The organism is Bradyrhizobium elkanii WSM2783, assembly GCF_000472865.1.
Classification (GTDB): Bacteria; Pseudomonadota; Alphaproteobacteria; order Rhizobiales; family Xanthobacteraceae; genus Bradyrhizobium; species Bradyrhizobium elkanii_A.
On the sequence record NZ_AXAP01000033.1, the window covers coordinates 1 to 21,888 of the forward strand.

At 59.0% G+C, this 21,888-nt stretch carries 15 protein-coding genes and 3 pseudogenes; 11 read left to right on the plus strand and 7 right to left on the minus strand.

The genetic code is table 11. The annotated features are described in order from the left end of the window. Positions 1–336, plus strand: a pseudogene (locus YY7_RS52735) (Ig-like domain-containing protein); the annotation flags it as partial. Positions 337–383: 47 nt separating this feature from the next. Next, positions 384–680, plus strand: coding sequence for a sulfite:cytochrome C oxidoreductase subunit B (locus tag YY7_RS0125760; protein ID WP_080663842.1), 297 nt, complete (start codon positions 384–386; stop codon positions 678–680). Between the two features lie 117 nt (positions 681–797). On the opposite strand, the pseudogene YY7_RS65140 reads toward YY7_RS0125760, so the two are convergent. Continuing rightward, positions 798–1,028, minus strand: a pseudogene (locus YY7_RS65140) (integrase core domain-containing protein); the annotation flags it as partial. A gap of 12 nt (positions 1,029–1,040) precedes the next feature. Beyond that, positions 1,041–1,715 (minus strand): hypothetical protein, encoded by a 675-nt coding sequence (locus YY7_RS62570; protein WP_051396908.1) that lies wholly within the window; start codon positions 1,713–1,715, stop codon positions 1,041–1,043. 363 nt (positions 1,716–2,078) lie between these two features. Between YY7_RS62570 and YY7_RS52745 the strand changes: the two genes are divergently transcribed. The 4 genes and pseudogenes from YY7_RS52745 to YY7_RS0125785 all read left to right on the plus strand — a co-directional run bounded on the left by YY7_RS52745 (position 2,079) and on the right by YY7_RS0125785 (position 7,370). After that, a complete protein-coding gene (locus tag YY7_RS52745) occupies positions 2,079–2,810 on the plus strand; it encodes an alpha/beta fold hydrolase (RefSeq protein ID WP_433994526.1) in 732 nt (243 codons plus the stop codon). 64 nt (positions 2,811–2,874) lie between these two features. Continuing rightward, positions 2,875–3,021: a hypothetical protein gene (locus YY7_RS60660; RefSeq protein ID WP_155255316.1), complete on the plus strand. Its 147-nt coding sequence runs from the start codon at positions 2,875–2,877 to the stop codon at positions 3,019–3,021. Next, positions 3,018–3,642 (plus strand): annotated as a pseudogene (locus YY7_RS52750) (HD domain-containing protein). Before YY7_RS60660 ends, YY7_RS52750 begins: the two are co-directional and overlap by 4 nt. A 1,175-nt stretch (positions 3,643–4,817) precedes the next feature. After that, positions 4,818–7,370, plus strand: coding sequence for an ATP-binding protein (locus YY7_RS0125785; RefSeq protein WP_028165756.1), 2,553 nt, complete (start codon positions 4,818–4,820; stop codon positions 7,368–7,370). A 406-nt stretch (positions 7,371–7,776) separates the two neighbouring features. Here the strand turns inward: YY7_RS0125785 and YY7_RS0125790 are convergent, their stop codons facing one another. From YY7_RS0125790 to YY7_RS0125800, 3 genes are all read right to left on the minus strand, one after another. Continuing rightward, positions 7,777–8,733: an NADP-dependent oxidoreductase gene (locus tag YY7_RS0125790; RefSeq protein ID WP_028165757.1), complete on the minus strand. Its 957-nt coding sequence runs from the start codon at positions 8,731–8,733 to the stop codon at positions 7,777–7,779. Between the two features lie 192 nt (positions 8,734–8,925). Then, on the minus strand, positions 8,926–9,342 hold the full coding sequence (locus YY7_RS0125795; RefSeq protein WP_028165758.1) for a cupin domain-containing protein: 417 nt from the start codon (positions 9,340–9,342) through the stop codon (positions 8,926–8,928). Between the two features lie 233 nt (positions 9,343–9,575). Next, positions 9,576–10,979, minus strand: coding sequence for a PLP-dependent aminotransferase family protein (locus tag YY7_RS0125800; protein ID WP_028165759.1), 1,404 nt, complete (start codon positions 10,977–10,979; stop codon positions 9,576–9,578). 178 nt (positions 10,980–11,157) lie between these two features. On the opposite strand from YY7_RS0125800, the gene YY7_RS52755 reads away from it, so the two are divergent. The 3 genes from YY7_RS52755 to YY7_RS0125815 all read left to right on the plus strand — a co-directional run bounded on the left by YY7_RS52755 (position 11,158) and on the right by YY7_RS0125815 (position 13,690). After that, positions 11,158–12,186: an RES family NAD+ phosphorylase gene (locus tag YY7_RS52755; protein ID WP_155255317.1), complete on the plus strand. Its 1,029-nt coding sequence runs from the start codon at positions 11,158–11,160 to the stop codon at positions 12,184–12,186. Positions 12,187–12,389: 203 nt separating this feature from the next. Then, positions 12,390–13,028, plus strand: a complete 639-nt coding sequence (locus tag YY7_RS0125810) for an HD domain-containing protein (RefSeq protein ID WP_035690895.1) — start codon at positions 12,390–12,392, stop codon at positions 13,026–13,028. Between the two features lie 218 nt (positions 13,029–13,246). Continuing rightward, positions 13,247–13,690, plus strand: a complete 444-nt coding sequence (locus YY7_RS0125815) for a MarR family winged helix-turn-helix transcriptional regulator (RefSeq protein ID WP_028165761.1) — start codon at positions 13,247–13,249, stop codon at positions 13,688–13,690. 284 nt (positions 13,691–13,974) lie between these two features. On the opposite strand, the gene YY7_RS0125820 is transcribed toward YY7_RS0125815, so the two are convergent. Continuing rightward, on the minus strand, positions 13,975–17,139 hold the full coding sequence (locus YY7_RS0125820) for an efflux RND transporter permease subunit (RefSeq protein WP_028165762.1): 3,165 nt from the start codon (positions 17,137–17,139) through the stop codon (positions 13,975–13,977). 26 nt (positions 17,140–17,165) lie between these two features. Next, positions 17,166–18,401, minus strand: a complete 1,236-nt coding sequence (locus YY7_RS0125825) for an efflux RND transporter periplasmic adaptor subunit (RefSeq protein WP_028165763.1) — start codon at positions 18,399–18,401, stop codon at positions 17,166–17,168. 811 nt (positions 18,402–19,212) lie between these two features. On the opposite strand from YY7_RS0125825, the gene YY7_RS0125830 reads away from it, so the two are divergent. Further along, entirely contained in the window at positions 19,213–19,854 is a 642-nt protein-coding gene (locus YY7_RS0125830) for an HD domain-containing protein (RefSeq protein ID WP_028165764.1), read from the plus strand. A gap of 119 nt (positions 19,855–19,973) precedes the next feature. Beyond that, a complete protein-coding gene (locus YY7_RS52760) occupies positions 19,974–21,152 on the plus strand; it encodes an MFS transporter (RefSeq protein ID WP_035690898.1) in 1,179 nt (392 codons plus the stop codon). The last annotated feature ends 736 nt before the right edge of the window (positions 21,153–21,888 follow it).

The following is a 21,888-nucleotide window of genomic DNA, read 5'->3' on the forward strand; positions in this document are numbered from 1 at the left end:
CGTTCTTTCATCACCAACCTGACCAACGGCGCCAAGGTGAAGGCCGGCGGCCCGACAATTGTCAAAGGCATCGCCTTCGATGGCGGAACTGGTATCAAGGACGTCAGCCTGTCGCCCGANGGCGGCAAGACCTGGCAGGCGGCCAAGCTCGGCAAGGACCTTGGCAAGTATTCGTTCCGTGAATGGCAGCTCTCGGTCCGGTTGCCGCCCGGCGCGCATGACCTCAAGGTTCGNGCCACCAACCAGGCCGGGCAGACACAGCCCGAAACCGCAACATGGAATCCNCCCGGCTACATGCGCAACGTGATTGAAACAACGTCTGTTACAGCAGCCTGAGGAGCCTGGTCATGACCTTGCACNGGANTGCGTTGAGAGCAGTATCGATGATGGCGAGTGTTGCTGCGATCGCTGGCATCNGCGTCGCAGTTCGGGCNAAACCGGTCTCTTACGAGCTCCCTCCGGAAACCGCCGCGTTCAAGCCGGGGCCAAACCTTGAGGTGGTGCAAGGCAATTGCACCGCGTGTCATTCGGCCGACTACATCAAAACTCAGCCACAGGGCCCAAAGTTCAAGAAGGATTTCTGGCAGGCCGAGGTCATGAAGATGATCAAGGTGTACGGCGCACCGATCGACGAAGCGGACGTCGGCAAGATCGTCGAGTATCTTTCGCAGACGTATTAAAGCGACCGCCGGTCTATCCGGCCGAACTGGTCCAGCGCTGCCTCGGGGCCTCATGGGCGGATCTCGGGACGGCTTTGAGGCGCTATATGGTTCAGTCGGGCTGTGTGTACCGAAAACTTAAGCTCTGGCGTAGTGGTGATGAGGTCCGCCCAGGATGGGGCGTGAACTGATCGCACCGGTTCGCCGAACCGGGCGAGAAATCGGCGCGTCCTTGTTGAAGGATCGATGCGTTCTGACGTTATTGTAATAGTCGACGTAGGATTGCAGAACCCGACGCAGATGCGCCTCGCCCAAAAAAATGACGTGGTCCAAACACTCGCGGCGGATCGATCCGATCAACCGTTCGGCAACTCCATTCTGTCACGGCGGGGCCGGTGCAGTAGGCCTGTCGCGGATGCCCATGGCGCGCATTCGGCGCGTGACGACGCTGCCATAGATCCGGTCGTGATCCCGGATGAGGTAGCGCGGAGCCTCATCCCAGGGAAATGCCTTCGTGATTTGACGTGCAACCCATTCGGCCGTCGGATGTGCTGTGACGTTGATCCAAACGAGGGTTCTGCGATCGAGCCGGACGATGACGAGAGCATAGAGCAGCTCGAAACCGATCGTTGGAACGACGTACAAGTCCATGGCGGCAATGTCCGGCGCGTGGCTGCGCAAGAACGTCCGCCATCCCTGGCTGGGCGGCCGGCGTCGCCTGATCATGTACTTAGCGACGCTCGACTGCGCGACCTCAAACCCGAGCTTTAGCGGTTCGCCGTGGATGCGCGGCGCGCCCCAAAGCGGATTTTCGATGCTGCTCCGCCGGATCAACACGCGCAGCTCGGTGTCGATCTGCGGTCGGCCTCCCGAAGATCGTGATTTCCAACGCCAGTAGCAGCGAAAACCAGTCCTGTGCCAACGCACGAGGGTCTCGGGCCGGACGATGGAGAGAACGGACGAGATTGATGGAAACCAGCGATACAGCTGGACAAAGAACCAGCGATCATGGTTCGTGAGCCGGACGCGACCCTGCAGCCTCCGCCGCAAGACCATCAACTGATGTCGAAGCGCCGCGTTCTCAGCTTAAAGCTGCAACCTCGACTTGAACGGCGAGGTACGACGGCCCGCACGAAACAAAGGAGCCCGATTATCCCGCCAACTTGGCCGAATCCGTCACATCATCAACTCGGACAAGGTTTTCGGTACACACAGGGATGCGGCCCTTACAAAAATAATGCGCGTCTTTGGAACGAGCAAAGGGCGGTGGCGTTAAGGCGCGGAATCCGTGCGATATTCCGTGGGGTTAAAAAACTCCCACAGCAAAACTGATACTGCGGCGATCTACGCCCGGTGCATCGTGTAGTCGGAGGCGGACGTCAACCGGTCGACGGAGCCCAATCCATGGCCGAACAGCGGATGACGACCATAGTTCTCGTGCATGGCGCATTCGCTGAGTCGCTGTCCAACTGGAAATCTGTCCTCGAATTGCTGCTCGCCAAGGGATACAANGTGGTCGCAGCCCCGAACCCATTGCGCGGGGTGAGCAACGATGCCGCCTACGTATCTTCCTTTCTCAATACGATTGACGGCCCTATCATTCTCGTCGGTCATTCCTACGGCGGCGCGGTCATCACCAACGCGGCCAACGGCAACCAACGGGTGAAAGCGCTCGTGTATGTGGCGGCCTTTGCGCCGGATACAGGAGAGAGCGTGGCCACGCTGTTGCGCCGCTTTCCCGGCAGCACCGTCGAGGCGAACACGGCGGACCCTATTCTGCTGCCGGACGGTACCCGGGACCTGTACTTTCAACCTGACAAGTTCAGAGCACAATATGCGGCTGACCTCTCCGAAACTGAAGCGAGGCTGCTGGCCCTGACACAGCGCCCGATGGCGGAACGCGCCATGACGGAGGTGTCCCATGGCGCCGCCTGGAAAGCGATCCCCTCTTGGTTCATCTTTGGAACGCTCGACAACAGCATTCCCGCTAACCTGCTGGTATTTATGGCCGAACGCGCCGGATCGAAGAAGACTGTCACGATTGAAGGTGCCTCACACGCAGTCATGATGTCGCACGCCGACGCCGTTGTGGGGCTAGTTGAACAGGCTGCATCAGCTGTTCGAGGAGACAGCTGCAGTGCTTCTCCATAACGAGAGGGGCTTCGGCCACATCCGGCCCAATAAGCACCATCTCCGGCTAGAGAGGGAGAACGCCATGAAGATTCAGACCACTCTTACCTGGGCGGCGCTCGCATTAGTGGTCGACGGATCCGCCTTGGCACAAAATGGTCAGGCACCGAAACGGGTCACGCCTAAAGTCGATGAAGCGATTCCAAACGCGATCGATGAGGATTCGGGATAAGAGTTCCCGAGAGCAAATTGGCGCGCAACGCAGCTCAGGTCGTTTGCCATACCGAAGGCGACTTGCTGTTTCAGCATTCCATGCGCGTTTACTATTCGGCTGCCCTGGCAGGAAAACGCAAGGGTCTGACCTTTGACCCGGAACTTCTCTACGTAGCGGCCATGTTCCATGATAATGTTCCATGATTATGGCTTGACGGCAGGTTATGGGGCAGGTCACCTGCGCTATGAAGTCGATGGCGCGAACGCCGCGCGCGATTTTTTGCGGAGTCACGGCGTTCCGGAAGCTGATGACCAGAGAGTCTGGCTTGCGATCGCACTGCATACCACAAATGGAATTTCTCCGCATCTGTACCCAATCGCTTTACTTCTTACCGAAGGAGCCAACATGGATCTTGTCGGCGCCGGCTATGAGGACTTCACCGCAGCGCAGCGGAGCGCTGTCGAGGCAGCCTATCCGCGTCCACCACAATTCGCGGAAGGTTTCCTCCAAGCCCTTTACGACAGCCTCAAGCACCGTCCTGAGACCACCCAAGGCACCGGTTTGGCTGATGTGATGGCCTACAAGGACCCTAGTTTCCGTCGTAGGAACTTCAGCGACCTGATGCGGAAGTCGCGCTGAGCTACTGGAGAATTGCCGAAGGGCCCCGTCAGCGGTCGGTACTCCAACACGGAGCGGTTTCAGTTCGAAGAGGGCTCGGAGTTTCACACGGCGAGATGCTGACAAATCCCACGAGGCGAGCACTTCGCGGCCAATCTACAGCCCGAAGTTGGCGGGAAGTTCCGACGATTATGGTTCGCGCGCTCGCCTGACGTGCGAGCTCGGTCGGACTTCTCCCGGCCAATAATCGCCTTCCTCAATCTTGATTGGCAGCTTTACACAACCAGCCCCGCCTGGAGGAGGTGCATCCAGAGCATATCCCGCGCGTTGACGGAATCCGTGTTGTCGCTGGGATACCCCGTCGAATTCGAGGACGTCCGCGCCGTAGTTCGCGCTTAGGCCCGAGATCCATTTTTGTAGCCGGTGATAAGTCCGAACGAGCGGACCACCTATCATGTCGAACCTATCCTCGCAGCACGGCCCTTGGAGGGCTATCGGCTGCGGGCGGATTGGCTGCGACGGCGCTCGACCAAAGCAATTCCCGCGGTGCAAGCTGAGAAGCGCTAGTGGATTTGAATCTGGCGGCCTCGACGGTACACGACGTTTGTATGTTCTTGGTGCTTTTCGAACCACAGCGAGGGCATTTATCCGGGCCAGGGGACGCAGCAAGGAGAACGCTGTCATGAAAATGCGATCTATGATGGGTGAAGCCGTTGCACCTGTGCCGTTACCATTACAAATCCCGCCGCTGTCCACGGCGTCGGCGAAACCGTGACGCCGCAGGCGATGGCGGATGTGTGGAGGACGCAGTCCACAATGCCAGGCCTTCGATTCCCGGCTTCGGCTCTCCGGCAAGCCAAATCGCATCGGTTCAGCCCCGATCGCATCGCGCGTGTGGGCGGAGGCGATGAACCACACGCACTTCGTTGTCAAAGCGGGCGCGTCCAGCTACCGCAGGACTGTTCGACGTCCACATCAACTTGCCGGCAACCGTTTCATCCGGTTTCGCCGCAGTGTTCGCCGCCCTCATAGCAACCCGCATGCCCGGCATCGAAGCCAGGTGCCGGTGCCACTGAGCCGGGAGTACGCAGTCCTGAACTTCTCGCTGGTGAGTGTTTCGCGCGGTTGAGTTGCACCGACCAATTCGCAGGATGGCCAATGCGTCCGCATCCTGGCTTTCATCGGGATGTCCTCGAATGACAATCTTTTCGCGCCTATTGACGCTTGTTGCGGTCGCATTGTTGCCCGCGATCGCGATCCAGGCGTACAACGAAGTTGAGCTGCGCCGCGCGCGACAGCTCGAAGTACAGAACCAGGCGCTCAACTTGGCACGGCTCGCCGCCAAGGAGCAGCTGCAGATCGTTCAGGGCATTCGGCAAGTGTTAATTGCGTTGTCCGAACTTCCCGCGATCAAGGCGAAGGACAGCAAAGCATGCAATGCGGCGCTGGGAGGGATGAAATCGCGGTTTCCGGCGTTCCTCACTTTCCTGGTTACCGACCAGAATGGCCAACCGTTCTGCGATACAGACCGTGATCGCGAGCCGGTCAATGTCTCCGGGCGGTCCTACTTCGCGGACGCGTTGAAAACCGGTGCGTTTACTGTCGGAGAATTCTCCACCGGTCTTTCAATTCACCGGAAGCTCATTCATTTTGCGCTGCCCTTCTATGGAGATGACGGTCGAATAGGTGGCGTTGTTATCGCACCGCTCGGCCTTGATTGGCTGGCAGACTACATTGCACAGATGGATGTTCCAGCGGGAGATGCGCTGGCCGTCACCGATCGCAACGGCACATACCTTGCCCGTTATCCCGATAACGGAAGCTTTGTTGGCAAGAAAGAACCGATGCTGGGCCACGGTCCCACCGCGGATTTGATTGACGTCGACGGCGTCGAGCGGATTGTTGGTTTCTCCGCTCTCGGGCCCGACACCGAAGGACTGCGCGTCAGCTTTGGGCTCGACAAGATGAAGGCGTTTGCCGAGATCCAGCGTCGCACGCGACACGATATCCTGCTCATCACCTTAAGTGCGGTGATGGTGTTAGTTCTGACCCTGCTTGGGGCCCGGCAGTTCATTCATCGCCCGCTTGGATTATTGGTCGACGCCGCGAACCAATGGCGGCTCGGCGACTACGCCCGGCGCGTGAACATCCGCGACAAGTCCGAAATCTCGCGGGTCGCCAAAGCTTTTAATACCATGGCCGACGCACTGGAACATCGTGAGCGGGAATTGTCAGACGCGAAGGAGAGAGCGGAAGACGCCGCGGCCCGGCTCGCGGCGGTCTTCGAAAGCACGAGCGACAGCGTCGTCATCCTCGATCGCGACTGGCGCATCAGCTTCTTCAACCAAAGGGCCTGGACACAGATCGCCGAAGGGCGGGAACTCATCGGCATGAAGTTACAGGAGGTCCTTTTGGATGCCTCCAACACCGAAATCCTCAGGCAGTTTCGAGACGCCATGTCGGGCCGCTGTCCGGTTTCGTTCGAAGTACTCTGCTCTCGGCGGGGCTTATGGTATGCAGTCAACGCGTTCCCTTCGGGCGAGGGTCTCGCGATCTTCTTCCGAGATATCACGGAGGAGAAGCATGCTGTGGAAGCGCGCAAGCTCATTGAGGAGCAACTGCATCAGAGTCAGAAGATGGAGTCCGTCGGACAACTCACGGGCGGAGTTGCTCACGACTTCAACAACCTGCTTGCGGTCGTATCGGGAAGCCTCGAGCTCATCGAGGGCGCGGCGGATGACGGCAATATCCGTCGGTTCGCCGCAACCGCGCGGCGCGCCAGTGATCGGGGAGCGAAGCTCACCGCACAGCTCCTCGCCTTCTCACGCCGGCAAAAACTCAAGCCCAAACTGGTAAACGCGAACGAACTGATCTCTGAATTCCAGGGGCTCGTCCGTCAGGCGGTCGGAGGAGGATGCGAGGTCAGAATGCGGACTGATAAACAGTTATGGCTGTGCCAGGTCGATCCGTCCCTGCTGGAGACAGCCCTCCTGAATCTCGCGCTAAACGGTCGCGATGCGATGCCGGATGGGGGCGTGCTCGAGATCGAGACGCGGAACGTTGTCCTCGATGAGGGAGCCGTAGCCGGGTGCCCACCCGGACCATATGTGAGGCTGGCGGTCGCCGACACTGGCCACGGGATGGCTCCCGAAATTCGGGAGCGGATTTTTGAGCCTTTCTTCACGACCAAGGAAGTCGGCAAAGGCACCGGCCTCGGTCTTAGCATGGTCTATGGCTTTGTTCGGCAATCCAACGGGTATGTTACCGTCGAAAGCGCGCCCAATGTCGGCACCACGATCGCGCTGTACCTGCCGAAAGCCCCACAAGTGCATCATGCCGAGGTGGAAACCGATCAATCTCAACGCGTGTGCGGAGGCTCCGAGCGAATTCTCTTGGTCGACGACGATGACGATCTATTGGAGGTCACATCAGCAACGCTGACCACCTTCGGCTATCGGGTTCTCTGTGCCCGGAATAGCACCGAAGCCATCCGGATTATCGAGAGTGGCCAGGAATTTGACCTACTCTTCAGCGATATCGTAATGCCGAACGGGCCGAATGGTGTTGAGCTCGCCCGCGAAGCAAAGCGACGGAGCAGCGAGATCAAGGTACTGCTTACTTCGGGCTACGCGGAAGATGTGCTCGATCGTCACGCAGCGGTCGAAGAGTTTCCAATTATTCAAAAGCCGTTCAGCCGATCCGAGCTAGCTCAAAGTCTGCGTTCTGTGCTGCAGAAAGGCGATGATTAGGCAGGGACGAAAATATCGGCGCATTTCACGCCGAGCGGCAATCCCTGTTGCCGGGGCGGCTGCATGTGCCATGGTAACAGGGGCACTGGCGCGGAACGCGAGATCCACGTCCGACGCAAAACTCGGGAAGCGAAACGATCACTGCCAGACCGCAGCGAGTTAGCTTAGCTTCGTTCAAAAAGAAGCGGCACCAAGCCGATATTAAACCGCATCTCGCTTATGGCTTGCTTGGACTACTGCCGAACGCAGTCGTCGCGCCAATCTATCCGAGGCGATGCTTTGATCCTGACAGACGAAGTGCGTGACGTTCGGATCCGCGCTCCTTGGGACATGTATTCCCGACCTGCGTGGGGCCCCCCGGCGGCCTTCACGCCTGCTTGCCGGCCAAGCTCATGTTAAGCCAAATTCAAGCGGACGCGGGGACGTCGCCTGCCGCTTCTACGTTGAGGATGATCTTCCCTTTTGGCGGCCGCAGCTGACCTTCCAACATCATGTGAGCGTCTCGCGCACCGGCAAAAGGAAGAACCATACCGACATGGGTCTTCAGTTCACCGCGATCGATAAGGTCGGCAATGCCACGCAGCCGCTCGGTGGTCACTTCTACGAGAAAAAACGCTGCGCTGACACCGTGGTGTTTTGCGCGGGCTTGGTCAGGCTGGGATACCGCAGAAATCAGCTTGCCGCCCGGGCGAAGGACCTGAAATGAACGGTCTTGCGTCTCACCCCCAACCAGATCGAGTACCGCGTCGGCATCCTTCACCGCATCTTCGAAACGTTGGGCATGATAGTCCAATATCTTGTCCGCACCGAGAGACCGTACATACTCGATGTCTTTGGTCCCCGCCGTCGCAATGGAGCGCAGCCGAGCGCGACGAGCGAGCTGAACCGCGTAGGCGCCGACGTTTCCCCCAGCTCCGTGAATGACGACCGTCTGACCCGCTTGGAGGCGCGCATGATCGAATAAAGCCTGCCACGCCGTGACTGCGACAACGGGAACTGAAGCCGCTTCCGCGTAGGTCAGCGAGCTTGGCTTCTTCGCGAGCATCCCAGCAGAGGCCACCGCGTACTCTGCGTAGGCGCCAACGAACTGGCTATTGGTCACACCGAAAACCTGCTCTCCAAGAGCGATATCGGAAACACCCGAGCCCAGAGCCGCGACTGTTCCGGACAGATCAGAGCCCAGCGTAAGCGGAAGAGGCTGCGGCAACGCACTTTTGCCGCCCCTGATCCAGCCGTCCCAGGGACCAACTCCCGCAGCGTGAACTTCGATCAGGACTTTACCCGGGCCAGGAACCGGCCTGGGCACCTTCTCCAGAATCATCGCTTCCGGCGGTCCGAATTCGTGTACTCGCCACGCCAACATGGAGGGGGGAGCTAGGCCTTGGGTCGCATTGCCAACAGGAGTATTTGCCATGCTGGGCTCCTTGCTAGGACATGAGTCAGTTTCTGGTCCTCGCCGAGTTCAAACACTGCGCCTGCGCTTGACCGTTTCCCGCAAGCCACGCACATCCTACGAGGATGATCGGCTTCGCAGGCTTTGTCGCGACTCTGAACTCTAGTCCGGTATCGTCAATGGCTCGTCCGCGGCATCGACGATGAACACGGCCAAAAGGGTGGCAGGTTCAGTCGCGCTGGCATTCTCGCTGACCCTATGATGCGCTCCGGGTTCCTCGTGGAAGCTCTCGCCCGCCTGGTAGACCTTAGCGGGCTCGTTCCCCACCACGCTTCGAATGGCGCCGGTGAGCACATAAGCGTAGATGAAGGCCGACTTCGCGTGGCGATGCGGCACGGATTTTCCGCCCGGTGGGTAGCTCACGACAACGGCGACCAAATTCTTGCCGGGGATATTTGGAATCGCATGCTGAAAGACCGGCTTTACGGTTTCGTCCTCCTGCGCACCTGCAGCCGACACTTCGACCGCTGCTAACACGAGTGCTGCACCGAATAGTGCCAATGCCGAGAAAGTTCGCATCACGTCCTCCCTAACAGGTTCGACTTTCCTTAGCCGTCCAGGTAGCGGGTTGGGCAGTCGAAAGCGGAACGATTGCGCAGAAGAGACATTGTCCGAATCGATGGTGGCGGTGGATCCGCGTCAAGTGGGTGCTACTCACGGGAGATAGGGAGCAGCCTGACCGGAAGCAGTACCAAGATTGGCAACTCTCAATGTACCATCAAGAGAGTTGGCATCGATGTTCAGTTGCAGTGCTATCGCGCCAACTCCAATAGCCGGCGACAGTCCGCCGGCAGCCGCCGTTCATTGAGATTGGTCACGCCGAGCAATAATCCCTTCTGTCGGGAAGGCTGCATGTACCACGGGGACAGCGGTGCGGGCGCCAAGCCGAACTGTAGGGCGCGCGAAGCGATGTCCACGTCTGACGCAAGATCGGGAAGTGACAGAATCACTGCCAGACCGGCGGTTGCTTGCACCTCTACCGGGTCAGACGCCATCTCTCCCAGGCAACGAAGCAGGGTCTCCCGTCGGGCGGCGTAAAGTCGCTTCGTGCGGCGCAGATGGCGAAGATAACACCCTTCCCGCAGGAATTCCGCCACCGCGCGCTGCACGGCCGCAGCCGGCGCGGGCGCCAAGCAAGCGGCGAGCTCACCGAATGGACCACTCAGTTCCTGCGGCACGACCATGAAACCAAGGCGCAGCGCCGGACTGATCGTCTTGCTGAAACTGCCGATGTGCAGCACCCGTCCCGCATGATCGAGGGATGCAAGGGCCGGAGCGGCCCGTCCTTTCAGTTGCAGTTCGCTCAGGTAATCGTCCTCGATGATCCAGGCGCCGTTCTGCCGAGCCCAGGCGATCAGCGCGAGCCGCCGCTGCAGCGACATCGTCATTCCGAGCGGCGCCTGCTGGCCCGGTGTCACGACTGCCAGTGTCGCGCCCGGCGCAGTCCGAACACCAGCGGCAACATCCAGTCCTTCCGCATCGACCGGGACAGCTGCTACAGACATGCCAGCCAGGACCAGCGCAGTGCGAGTGAGCGGAAAACCGGGATCCTCGATCCAAGCTCCCGTCCTTCCAAGCTGAAGCCCTTGGATCGCCAGGCCGAGCGCGCCGGAGAATCCGCCCGTTATGAGCACCTGGGAGGCACTGCACCGAATGCCGCGGGCCAGCCCCAGGTAAGCCGCGACCTGCTTGCGCAGCTCCGGATCGCCACGCGGATCCGGATACGTCACCGGCGCTGCCGCAACCAGTCGGGTCTGACGAGTCAGGATGCGCGACCACAGCTTGAACGGGAAGGCGTCCTGAGAGGGGACGCCCATCTGAAATGCCCGCGGTGCGCTTCCAAACTCGTAGAACAGGTCCGGTAGAAGCGGGACTTCCTGCGACCCGTCGGGCATTGAGGATCGGGAAGGGCGCTCGGCCACACGAGTGCCTGCCGGCCCGAGACCGATCGCGAATTGCTCCGTGATGAGACGTTCGTAGGCCACACGCACGGTGCCGCGGGAGACGCCGAGCTGAGCGGCGAGATCGCGCCACGAGGGCAACCGCGCGCCCGAGGCGAGCCGCCCGTTCTCGATGCCGTCTCGGATCGCGCAATAGATCTGGGCAGCCAGCGGGGTCCTTCTGGCACGATCAAGTTGGATGGGGAAGACAGCCATGGCGCGATGGTACAGTCAAAATTGGCGATCTTGGTACTGTTTTATGATCGGGGCAAACCGATCTATTCGCTATGACCAACGGCCTAAGCGGCTTCGATGCAACTCAATCTTTTGTGGCAGAGTTGTCCAAAGAAGGCCTTCTCAGCCGAGGCTTGGTGCCTCACAAGGAGAACGCTAAGTGACTCAAGGTACGGATTGGCGCAACTTCGGGAATTCACCCAAAGCCGAGACGCGCTTTTTCAATCGGACGGCAGCAAATCATCTCGCATCAATCTTCCATGGCATGGGCGAGCTGCAAACGCGCGAGGGCCGTCCACTCGTGGTGGATGCGGGTCCGGGAACGGATTTTCATACCCTCTATCGCGCTCGGGTCTTTCAATCAGACGAGAGACTCGAAGCTGCGCTCGGCAGGCCGGACCTCCACCTCGGCGTGCCGCCAGCACCCTTTGCGGCGGCCGGTCGCATGAACGCGCGTAATAGCTCGGTTTTCTACGGCGCAAGCAATCAGAAAGCGGCTATTGCCGAGGTGCGCCCACCTCTTGGTAGCCAAATCGCGGTGGCCCAATTCGAGATCATCAGAAAGCTGCGACTACTCGATTTGACCGCCCTCAGTGACGTTCGGGTCACCGAAAGCCTTGCTGATTTCGGGTTAGCTGGAAGGATGGAAGGCGCCGTGTTCCTGCGGTTGCTGAGTGGGCGTATCGTGCGGCCGGTAATGTCCGATGATGATCCGTTTGAATGCCTCGCAACGCAGGCTATAGCCGATTTTCTAGCGACGGAAGCTTCGGTGCCGATTGACGGCATCATTTCTCCATCAGTGCAGGCCGTCGGAAACGATCTTTACGTCGTCCTTTTTCACAAGGCAGCCCGTGTGGAGGCCCTGAGTGTTCCGGAGGGAACAGAGATTAGCGCGAGCACGGGCTATTGGGCAGAGGATGGCTGGGTGGAAGATTACGAGGTGGTTGAGAAAATTGCACCGTTGCATAAGGAGACTCAAAAAAGCGAACGAGAGCCGGAACGCCTGGACTTCACTGCAATTGCGGAAGCAATGCCTCTTGACCCGCGGGACGTCGATTGGCGCGAAGCTAGTCTTCGCATCGTCCCCGAAAGTATCGAGGTGCATCGCGTAAAGCGCGTGGAATTCGCGACCGAGGAATTCACTGTGAAACGGCAACGTCGCGAAAAACGGGACAGCATCAATCTTTAGGCGAGTCCGCGCGAGCGCACCAAGTGCACGGGAAAAGCAATCATCCCAGGATGGTACAGTCCGAATCGGCAAACTTGGTACTGTTCAGTAAACAAGCGCAACGCATCTATTCGCCACTAGCAGCGATGCCGATGGATCAGCGCCGTGGGAGCCAAGTCAACCCAGGCAGCGCAGATTGCAGCAACGAAGATAGGAGTTCGATAATGGCTGATTTTGCTTTTGACGTTAAGATCCCCGATAGCAAGATCGCGCGCGAAGCCGCCGAACTCGTGCGGCAACATGAAACCGAGATGCTGTTCAACCACTCGGTTCGCGTGTTTGTGTTCGGTGCGATGAAGGGAATCCGCCAGAACCTAAAGTTCGACTCTGAACTGCTGTACATCGCCGCGCTGTTTCATGACTTGGGTCTTGCCGATGCTTACCAAACCCAGGATAAGCGCTTTGAAGTCGACGGCGCCGATGCGGCGCGCGAATTTCTCCGAAGCCATGGCATCCCAAAACCGAAGGCGGATCTGGTGTGGGAGGCGATCGCCCTGCATACGACACCCGGCATCCCCGAGTACATGCGACCAGAAATCGCTCTTACCAACGCGGGCGTCCTCATGGACGTCGTCGGCAGAGGATATGACGAGTACACGCCAGAGCAACGGGACCAGGTGATAGCCGCCTTTCCTCGCGGCGATTTCAAGAGAGAGTTTATTGAAGTTCAGACTTGCTCGGCCTTAAGGAAGCCTAAAACGACGTTCGGTACCGTCAATTTCGAATTTATCGAACATCGTGATCCTACATTCCGTAAGCCAAGCGTATGCGCTCGCATCCATGATGCTCCGTGGAGCAGTTGAGTCATTTAACGATTGACCCGGTGAATGACGCCAGTACAGCATCCATTCTCCCGCTGCACATCGAGAATGAAAGGGCTGCTGGTTCGGTTGACCATCTATCTCGGCAGCGCCACGGGCGCGTCAGTCGGGAAGGTGTGGTGATCGGATGATGCATGGCCTCCCATGGCGCGCCAAGTCTCGTGTTCCGGTCGAATTAAAGGCTTGAAAATTGTCGCCCCATGGCCAAGCAGTCCGGTCAGGAAACCCCCATCACCGAATATCTCGTCTATCGGCTCGCGCAGGCAAATCGGGCGATCAACCGGCAGCTTAAATCACGCCTTGCCAACGAAGGCATGCTGGTTGAGCAATGGTGCATTCTGAAGGTGCTTTCGGACGGAAACGGACGCTCTATGAGCGACCTTGCCGAAGTTGTGCTGCTCAATCATCCAACGCTGACGAAAATCATTGACCGCATGGTATCGGATACTCTGGTGTGTCGGGCCTCGGATCCCAACGATCGTCGAAAAGTGCTGATGTTCTGCTCCGACCGCGGCAGGATCCTATGTCACCAACTCGATTTGCTGGCGATGAGTCAGGAAGCGCAGATCGTGCAGAGATGCGGCACTAGTTCAGTCAGCGAGCTTAAACGATTGCTGAAGAAGCTGATCGACTGCGCAATCTGAGCGGCTCAAACAATCGACCTTGGGCCGGGCCGCTTCTGCTCAGCCGCAGTCGGCTCGCGCGCTGGTATAATTTCATAAGACTGATCGCGCTCCGCACCATCATTGCCCCTGCGGAAACAGCTAGACGCATGGGGTTAAAACCCGTTCTTCGGAGTGCTGGTTCAATCGCGGCCAGATGAACCGCGCCCGCTTTGGGTGCGCTTCCCGTGGCCGGATCTCGTCCGAGCGAAAGCAAGTGACACTTCGGCTACCGAACGGAGCGAGGCGACGAAAAACACCACGGTTCACTTTGGCGCATGGACGACGTCCGCCGGTTGGCTTGCTTTTCGAGCAGACCCGCGAACCACGGCGTAGAACGCCGGCGTAAACAGAAGACCGAACCCCGTTACGCCCAGCATGCCCGAGAAAACGGCGGTCCCTAGCGACTGCCGCATCTCTGCGCCTGCGCCGGTCGCAACAACGAGCGGAGCGACGCCGAGAATAAATGCGAGCGATGTCATAAGAATAGGCCGGAGCCTGGTCCGCGCGGCGCTGACCGCCGCGTCACCTGGGGTGGCACCGTGCTCTTCTGCCTGTCGTGCAAATTCTACGATCAGAATCGCGTTCTTGGCCGCGAGGCCCACCAAAACAACGAAACCGATCTGCGCCAGGATGTCGATGGGCAAGCCACGTGCTGCCAAGCCTGTAACTGATGCGAGCAGGCACATTGGCACGATCATGACCACTGCGAGTGGCAATTTCCAGTTCTCATATTGAGCCGCCAGCACCAGAAAGACAAACAGGGCTGCCGCACCGAAAATGAGCAGAGATGACGTTCCAGGTTGCTGTTGCTGGAAGGCCAGTTCGGTCCACTCGAACCCGATGCCGGGCGGCAGAACCTGCCGCGCAAGCTCTTCCATCCTCTGCAGCGCCGTGCCTGTCGCCACGCCCGGCCCGGCTACTCCCATGATTTCGGCCGCGGGGAAAAGATTGTACCGCGGCACTCGGTACGGAACGTTCTCGTATTTGAATCTAGCCACTGTCCCAATGGGTACCATTTCGCCCGACGTGTTCCGCGCTTTGAGCCGTGCGATATCCTGCGGATCTCGTCTAAAGCTTCCGTCGGCCTGCGCAATCACCTCATATGTTCTGCCAAGATAATTGAAGTCGTTGACGTATTGAGAACCGAGATAAACCTGCAGCGTCGAAAACACGTCCGTCGGGGTCAGGCCGACTTTCTCGGCTCTCTCGCGATCGATATCCGCGTAGATCGATGGGGCACCGGTGCCGAACAAGGTAAAGACCCCCGCGAAGCTCGGATCCTTGTTGGCCGCCCCGACGAGCGCCTGCGCTGCGCGGGCGAGTGCCTCAGAACCAAGCCCCGCGCGATCCTGAAGCATCATCTTGAAACCGCCGGCAGTGCCGAGGCCCTGTACCGGAGGCGGCGGGATGGTCAGTACATGGGCATTCTGTATCGCGGAAAGGCGTTTGCGCAGGTCGTCCAGAACGGTCCTCGCAGTGACGCCATCGATATGATGGCTATATAGGGACGGCAACCCCGAAAAAATCGTCCCGGCATTTGAGGCAACGGTGAAGGTCGTCGCGTCCAGCCCGGCAAAAGGCGCGACATGTTCGATGCCTGGCGTTGTCAAGATGATGTCGATCGCCTTCTTAAGGACAGCTTCGGTGCGATCCAGCGTCGCACCCGGCGGTAGTTGCACGACGGAAATCAGATAGCCTTGATCTTGCTCCGGAATGAACCCCGTCGGCGCACGGGCAAATTGGACGCCGGCGATACCGATCAGCGCAGCATAAGCCAACAGTACTACGCCGGTCACTTGGACGAGGCGACCCGTCACGCGCCCATACCTCGTCGATAGCCACTCGAATCCAAAATTGAACATGTCAAATCCTGCCCGCACCAAGCGGCGAATGCCGGACGGACGAACCTTTTGGCCCGGCTCCTGCGCCTTAAACAGAACCGCGCAGAGCGCTGGGCTCAAGGTCAGTGAGACGAAGCAGGAGATCAACGTCGACGCGGCGATCGTCACCGCAAACTGGCGGAAGAACAGGCCGGAAATGCCCGACAGGAATGCTGACGGCACGAACACGGCGCAAAGTGTCAGTGCAATTGAAATCAACGCGCCGCCCACCTCGTCCATCGTGACATAGGCTGCCTTTGAAGGCGTCATCCCGCGTTCCAGATTCCTTTCAACGTTTTCGACCACAACAATGGCGTCGTCGACGACGATGCCAACCGCAAGCACCAGCCCGAACAGCGAAAGATTGTTGAGGGAGATCCCAACCGCGTAGAGAACCGTGAAGGTGCCGACGAGAGACACCGGGATCGCAATCACCGGAATAATCGCGGCTCGCCAGCTCTGGAGAAAGAGGAAGACCACGCCTACAACCAAGAGGATCGCAACGAAGATGGTGGTGATGACTTCGTCGACGGATTTGCCGACAAATATGGTCGGATCGTAGATAACTTTATAGGCGACGCCGGGCGGAAACTCCTTCGAAAGCGACTCCATGCTCGATAGGACCTCGTGCTCCACCGTCAGAGAATTGGCGCCAGGCTGGGCGAAAATGAGCAGCGGCAGGCCCGGTCCGCGGTCCAAGAAGGCCGTAGAGCCATAGTCCGCCGCACCGACTTCAACACGGCCTACGTCGCGGATGCGGGTAACGCGCCCCTCATGATCAGCTTTGAGCACAATGGCGCCGAATTGCTCCGGCGTAGCGAGCCGCCCTAGCGTCTGCACGTTGAGCTGATACGCCTGGTCTGAGGCGACCGGCGGCTGGTTGAGGATGCCGGCCGAGACCTGAATGTTCTGCGCTCGCAAAGCCGCAAGGACTTCGCCCGCGCTCAAATTGTGAACTGCGACCTTGTCCGGATCGAGCCAAATGCGCATCGCGTATTCGCGCGCGCCGTGGAATTGCACGTCGCCCACGCCGGATAGCCGCGCCAGCACGTCCTTTACGTGCAGCGTCGCATAGTTCGACAAATACAGGGTGTCACGCGAACTGTCCGGCGAATAGAGGTGAACTGCCAAAAGAATGTTGGGCGTCGCCTTTCTCACCTGCACCCCAAGTCGTTGGACGTCTTCCGGCAACCGAGGGAGGGTGTCCTGAACGCGATTTTGCGTCAGCATCTGCGCGACGTTGAGGTCGGTCCCAATCCGGAACGTCACGGTTACGGTGAGTTTGCCGTCACCGGTCGATTGGCTAGTCAAGTAGAGCATGTTCTCGACGCCGTTGATTTGTTGCTCAAGCGGCGTCGCAACGGTCCGCGAGACCGTCTCCGCGGAAGCGCCCGGATAGGTGGTCGTTACCTGAACCGTGGGAGGCACGATCTCCGGATATTGAGCGACAGGCAAAATGGCGAGCGCGCCAAGCCCGATCAAACTGACGAAGACGCTCAGTACGGTCGCGAATATGGGCCTATCGATGAAAATGTGTGCGAGGCGCATGGGATCGTTCCAGTCGCAGCTTTTGCTCAGTCTTGGCCATCGGCGGCTGGGTCGTAATGGATCGCACCATGCTGCGGCACGACTTTCGTGCCTGGCCTAGCCCGCACCAGTCCGTCGATGACGACCCGGTCGTTCGGTTCAAGGCCCGATCGGATCACCCGGAGGCCGCCTCTAAGATCTCCCGGTTGCACAATCTTCGGTACCACGGTCGCGTCCGGAGAAACCGTCATGGCCAGATGTTGCGACTGATCGAGCACCAGCGCCGAATCGGGCAGCAGGAGAGCCGGCGTCGGCGCCGCAACAGCCACACGAAGCCGCGCGAATTGGCCAGGCGCGAGAAACAGATCCGGATTTGGCACGGTAGCTCGGGCGTGGATCGTTCCGCTCGAGCGATCAAGAGCGTTGTCGACGAAATCGAGGGTGCCGTGCCTTTTTAAATTGGTCTCGTCGCTCAGGCCAAACGCGATCGTGTCGGCGAGTGGGCCGGCAATGTGCGCACGTTCGCGTGAAAACGCCAGGTAGTCGGATTCACTCATGTCAAAATCGAGATAGAGCGGATCGAGCGAAACCAGCGTTGCGAGCAATGTGGTCGGGCTGACGGCCGCTCGGCTGCCGGCGATCAGGTCGCCGATTGAAACCTGGCGGGCGCCGATTCGTCCGGTAAAAGGCGCCGTGACCCGGCAGTATTCGAGGTCGAGCTGAGCATCTCGAATGCGGGCTCTGGCGTCTTCCACCGCTGCCTCGGAGGCATGCTGCTCATTGGTGCGTTGGTCGACCGTTTCCTGGGTCGCAAAGTCATCGCGCCGGAGCGATTGTGAGCGTGAGAGCTGATTGTTCGCCAGTGCGAGGCGCGCCACTGCGGTGTGGAGCTGCGCATTCGCCTGCGCAAGTCTGATTTCGTATGGACGCGGGTCGATCACGAAAAGCAGGTCGCCCTTGTGTACGATTTGCCCATCTTTGAAATGAATTTCGGTGAGGACACCTCCAACCTGAGCGCGCAACTCCACGCGGTCGATGGCCGAGAACTGTCCAAGAAATCCGAGCCGGGAATCTACGTCTCGCCGCAAGGGTTCGCTTACTGTTACCGGAAGTGCTCCCGCTTGCCGCGGCGCCGCGTGATCATCTTTGTAGCGAGAAGATGCGAAGTATCCGAGCGCTAGGGCTACAAGAGCCGCGCCTGTGCTCAAGAACTTCCACCATCGTTGCGTGGTCGAGGAGCCGAGTGACCTTCCAATCTCCGAGCGGTTGCTGATTTGATCCATTGACCGTCCATATGTCTCTCTGCATGACGTTTCTCGTTTGGAGAACTCTAACAGTAAGAGCCGATCTGGTTCTCGGCAGGAGCGGGAGCCGGAAACATCTCAACGCCGCGCCGCGATGCAGAAGCGCCATCAAGGAGAGAGATGTGGCCCGTCAGATCGTTTGACAGTACCAAGATTGCCAATTCTGATTGCACCGTGCTGTGCTGCTGCGGCAGCGCCGATCGCGTATCCGGGTCCGTGCGCCGAATTGTCTCTCTACTGAATAGAAAGTCCAATGTCTGGTCTCCGCGGGACTGAAGACAAGGCCGACGTAAACGCGCGTTTGGTATGGTCGCGGGTCGGGATCAATGTGAGACGAGCGCGCGAACGATGCAGGCGCCGCGAAATGCGGTTAGGCGCGTCCTCGATATACAGAGCTATCATGCGGGTGCATCGCTCATTGACCCAAGTCGTTCGCGCGGATCGACACTCGCACGGAGAGTCTCAGGATCCTGGGGCAGTGATCGCATAATGCAGTTGATGGTTCCTGCGGCGGCATGAGGCAGCCCGCGTAGGTCTGTTCAACCATTCCCGGCGCTGAGCCGCGGCGGCCGCGCCATAAAACGCGGTCGATGGGGAGCGCGGCGATCGCGCGATGGTACACTCAGAATTGCAAATCATGGTGCTGCTTTATGGCTCGGACCGTGCGCATCTCCTCGCCATGACCTCCGGCCTGAGCCGCTCCGATGCAGCTTCAATCTCTCGTGGCAGCATTGTCCAAAGCGGAAGGCGCCGCTCGGCCGAGCCTCGATGCTTCCTGAGGAGAACGCAGATGACTAAAAAGATTTTCGGCGTAAAGATTCCCGACAGCAAAATGGCGCGCGAAGTAACGCAGCTCATTCGCAACGCAGAGGGCGACCTTCTGTTTTACCATTCCACTCGGGTTTATTTTTGGGGCGCACTGATTGGGAGGCGGAAGCGCCTAACGTTTGATCCGGAACTTCTCTACACAGCAGCTATGTTCCACGACATCGGCCTTACCGAGAGCTATCGGGAGAGCCAGCTTCCCTTTGAAGTGGACGGCGCGAATGCCGCGCGCGAATTTCTTCAGAACTATAGTATCTCCAAAAGAGATATCCAGAAAGTTTGGACAGCTGTGGCCCTTCACACGACTTTGGACATCCCGGAATACATGCATCCCGAGATCGCCCTGCTTCAGCAAGGAGATGAAATGGATGTTGTGGGCCGGGGCTCCGACCATTTCCCGAGCGAGCAACGCGAGGCAGTGACCGCCGCCTATCCAACCAGCAAAGACTTCAAGCGCGAGATCATCGAGGAATTCCATCAGGGCGTGAAGCATAGACCCGACAGCACGTTTGGCACCTTCTACGATGATATTGTTGCTTTGGATGAACCGAACTTTCGGCGCGCAAGCCTGTGCCACAGTTTTATGGGCTCCCACTGGAAACACTGAGTATCCGTCCAAAGCTCTGAACTGCCTCACGAGCATAACCGTTTGCCACGTGTGCAGCGTCTAGAAGCATCGGCGCTGCGCCGGGATGCCAAGGCGCTAACAAACTAAGAAGGCCAACCATGGATCGTCGACTACTTGTTCTCGCCGTTGGAATGTTCGCTGTAGGAACGGACAATTTTGTTGTCGCTGGTATATTACCAAGCATTTCGACCTCACTGAACACTTCCGCCAGTGCTGCGGGACAAATGGTGTCGATTTACGCGTTGTCATTCGCAGTTCTGGCCCCAGTCGTCGCCGCTGTCGCGGGCGGATGGTCACGCAAATTCTTGCTACTGTCAGCGCTCGGAATCTTTGTTGTCGGCAACGCGCTTAGCGCGGTTGCGACCGACCTCAATACCGTCCTTATCAGCCGCGCGCTGGCCGGACTCGGCGCGGCGATGTTTGCCCCCACAGCGCTCGGCGCAGCGACCTCGCTTGTTGCGCATGAAAAAAGAGGCCGCGCCCTTGCAATCGTCACAGCGGGACTTGCCGGTGCAACCGCACTGGGAGCGCCGATCGGCACGTTTATTGGAGGCCTGGGCGGGTGGCGTGGCACACTCTGGTCCGTCGCTGGGCTTGGCCTGATAGCGATGATCGGCGTCTCACTAATGCTTCGGGCCATCCCGACGCCTCCGCCTATCACCCTGCGTGAAAGGCTCCGTCCGCTCCATGATAGCCGCATTGCTCTGACATTGCTGACCACTCTGTTTGCTTATGGCGGATTGTTGATGGTCTACACCTATATTGGGCTAACGCTCGATCACGTCACCAAGGGCGACATCCGTGTTCTGGCCGGAATGCTGTTTCTTTGGGGCGTTGCGGCAACCGCGGGCAATCTTCTGTCAGGCAGGCTTGTCGACCGTTTTGGTAGTCGTGAGATCATCAACGGCGCGCTTATCGTCGCTGCGATCAACTTCGCGGCTCTGCCGTGGACCTCCGCGCATATGGGGACGGCACTAGTCAGCGTCGCGATCTGGGGCATCTCCGGCTGGGGGCTGAACGTTCCGCAGCAACACCGGCTGGTAACGCTTGCGCCGCACGTCGCGCCCCTGTTGCTGGCCCTCAACAACACCGCACTATATGCAGGGCTTGCCTGCTCAGGCTTGCTGGGCGGCATCGCCATTCTCGTTATCGACGTGCACTATCTAAGTCTGGTCGGTTCGGCGTCAATAGTCGTTGCGCTTGTTATGGCTGAGTTGGCTCATCTCCGGATCATCCACCGAGCGTCGGCCCAACCGCGCGAAACAGCGGATGTGTAGCCCGGCCGCATCACACTGATAGAAATAAGACCAAAAACTGAAGCCGCGAGCCGACAAGCCGCGAGGCTTGCATGTCCACTGACCACGTCGCCATTGGGGTAGAGATCACGATGAATGCTGCACACCGTGCCGTTTCTCGTTCACGGCGCCTGGCATGGCGCGTTCGTTTGGCAGACGTCTGGTTCGGTTGGGCGCGCTCGGCCACACCGCCACGGTACCGACCTGACCGGCCTTGGCGAGCGTCGCCAGCCTGGGGGCGTCGTCACATTTGCCACGGCAGCACCGATTTGGGGCGGCACATCGGCGATCTGGTCTCCGATATCCAAATGAAGGATTTGAAGAGATGTCAGACCTTTTGGTCCGGCAAAGCCGATCGGACTCGGGCGCATCGATTCCTCATAGCGTATGCGTGTCCGGTGAATTTATAGCGTCTCGCCGTCGATGACGCTGGCTTGACCGGCAACATCACTGGCAAACGATTGTGATATCGCCGCAAACATCGCGAACGCGGCTACGGCTTTACCTTTTATCACGAAACCTGGAGAAACTGAGCTCACGTGTTGCGGCAAAGGCGTTCCGCTTCCATCTTTCCGCGGCTGAATGGCGTCACAGGACGATTGGTGATTGCATCTCGAAAGCCAACGCCACGCGGAGCATCAGTGGCCGCGTCGTCCAACCAGTTGAGCTTCTGCGGAAAGCTCGAGAAGGGCCATTCCAATGCGAATGAACGTAGATA

Coding starts and splice junctions, on each gene's coding strand:
- YY7_RS62570 (WP_051396908.1), bottom strand. CDS start 1,715: ATGGTCTTGCGGCGGAGGCTGCAGGGTCGCGTCCGGCTCACGAACCAT.
- YY7_RS52760 (WP_035690898.1), top strand. CDS start 19,974: ATGGATCGTCGACTACTTGTTCTCGCCGTTGGAATGTTCGCTGTAGGA.
- YY7_RS0125820 (WP_028165762.1), bottom strand. CDS start 17,139: ATGCGCCTCGCACACATTTTCATCGATAGGCCCATATTCGCGACCGTA.
- YY7_RS0125790 (WP_028165757.1), bottom strand. CDS start 8,733: ATGTTGGCGTGGCGAGTACACGAATTCGGACCGCCGGAAGCGATGATT.
- YY7_RS60660 (WP_155255316.1), top strand. CDS start 2,875: ATGAAGATTCAGACCACTCTTACCTGGGCGGCGCTCGCATTAGTGGTC.
- YY7_RS0125825 (WP_028165763.1), bottom strand. CDS start 18,401: ATGGATCAAATCAGCAACCGCTCGGAGATTGGAAGGTCACTCGGCTCC.
- YY7_RS0125785 (WP_028165756.1), top strand. CDS start 4,818: ATGACAATCTTTTCGCGCCTATTGACGCTTGTTGCGGTCGCATTGTTG.
- YY7_RS0125800 (WP_028165759.1), bottom strand. CDS start 10,979: ATGGCTGTCTTCCCCATCCAACTTGATCGTGCCAGAAGGACCCCGCTG.
- YY7_RS0125815 (WP_028165761.1), top strand. CDS start 13,247: ATGGCCAAGCAGTCCGGTCAGGAAACCCCCATCACCGAATATCTCGTC.
- YY7_RS0125795 (WP_028165758.1), bottom strand. CDS start 9,342: ATGCGAACTTTCTCGGCATTGGCACTATTCGGTGCAGCACTCGTGTTA.
- YY7_RS0125810 (WP_035690895.1), top strand. CDS start 12,390: ATGGCTGATTTTGCTTTTGACGTTAAGATCCCCGATAGCAAGATCGCG.
- YY7_RS0125830 (WP_028165764.1), top strand. CDS start 19,213: ATGACTAAAAAGATTTTCGGCGTAAAGATTCCCGACAGCAAAATGGCG.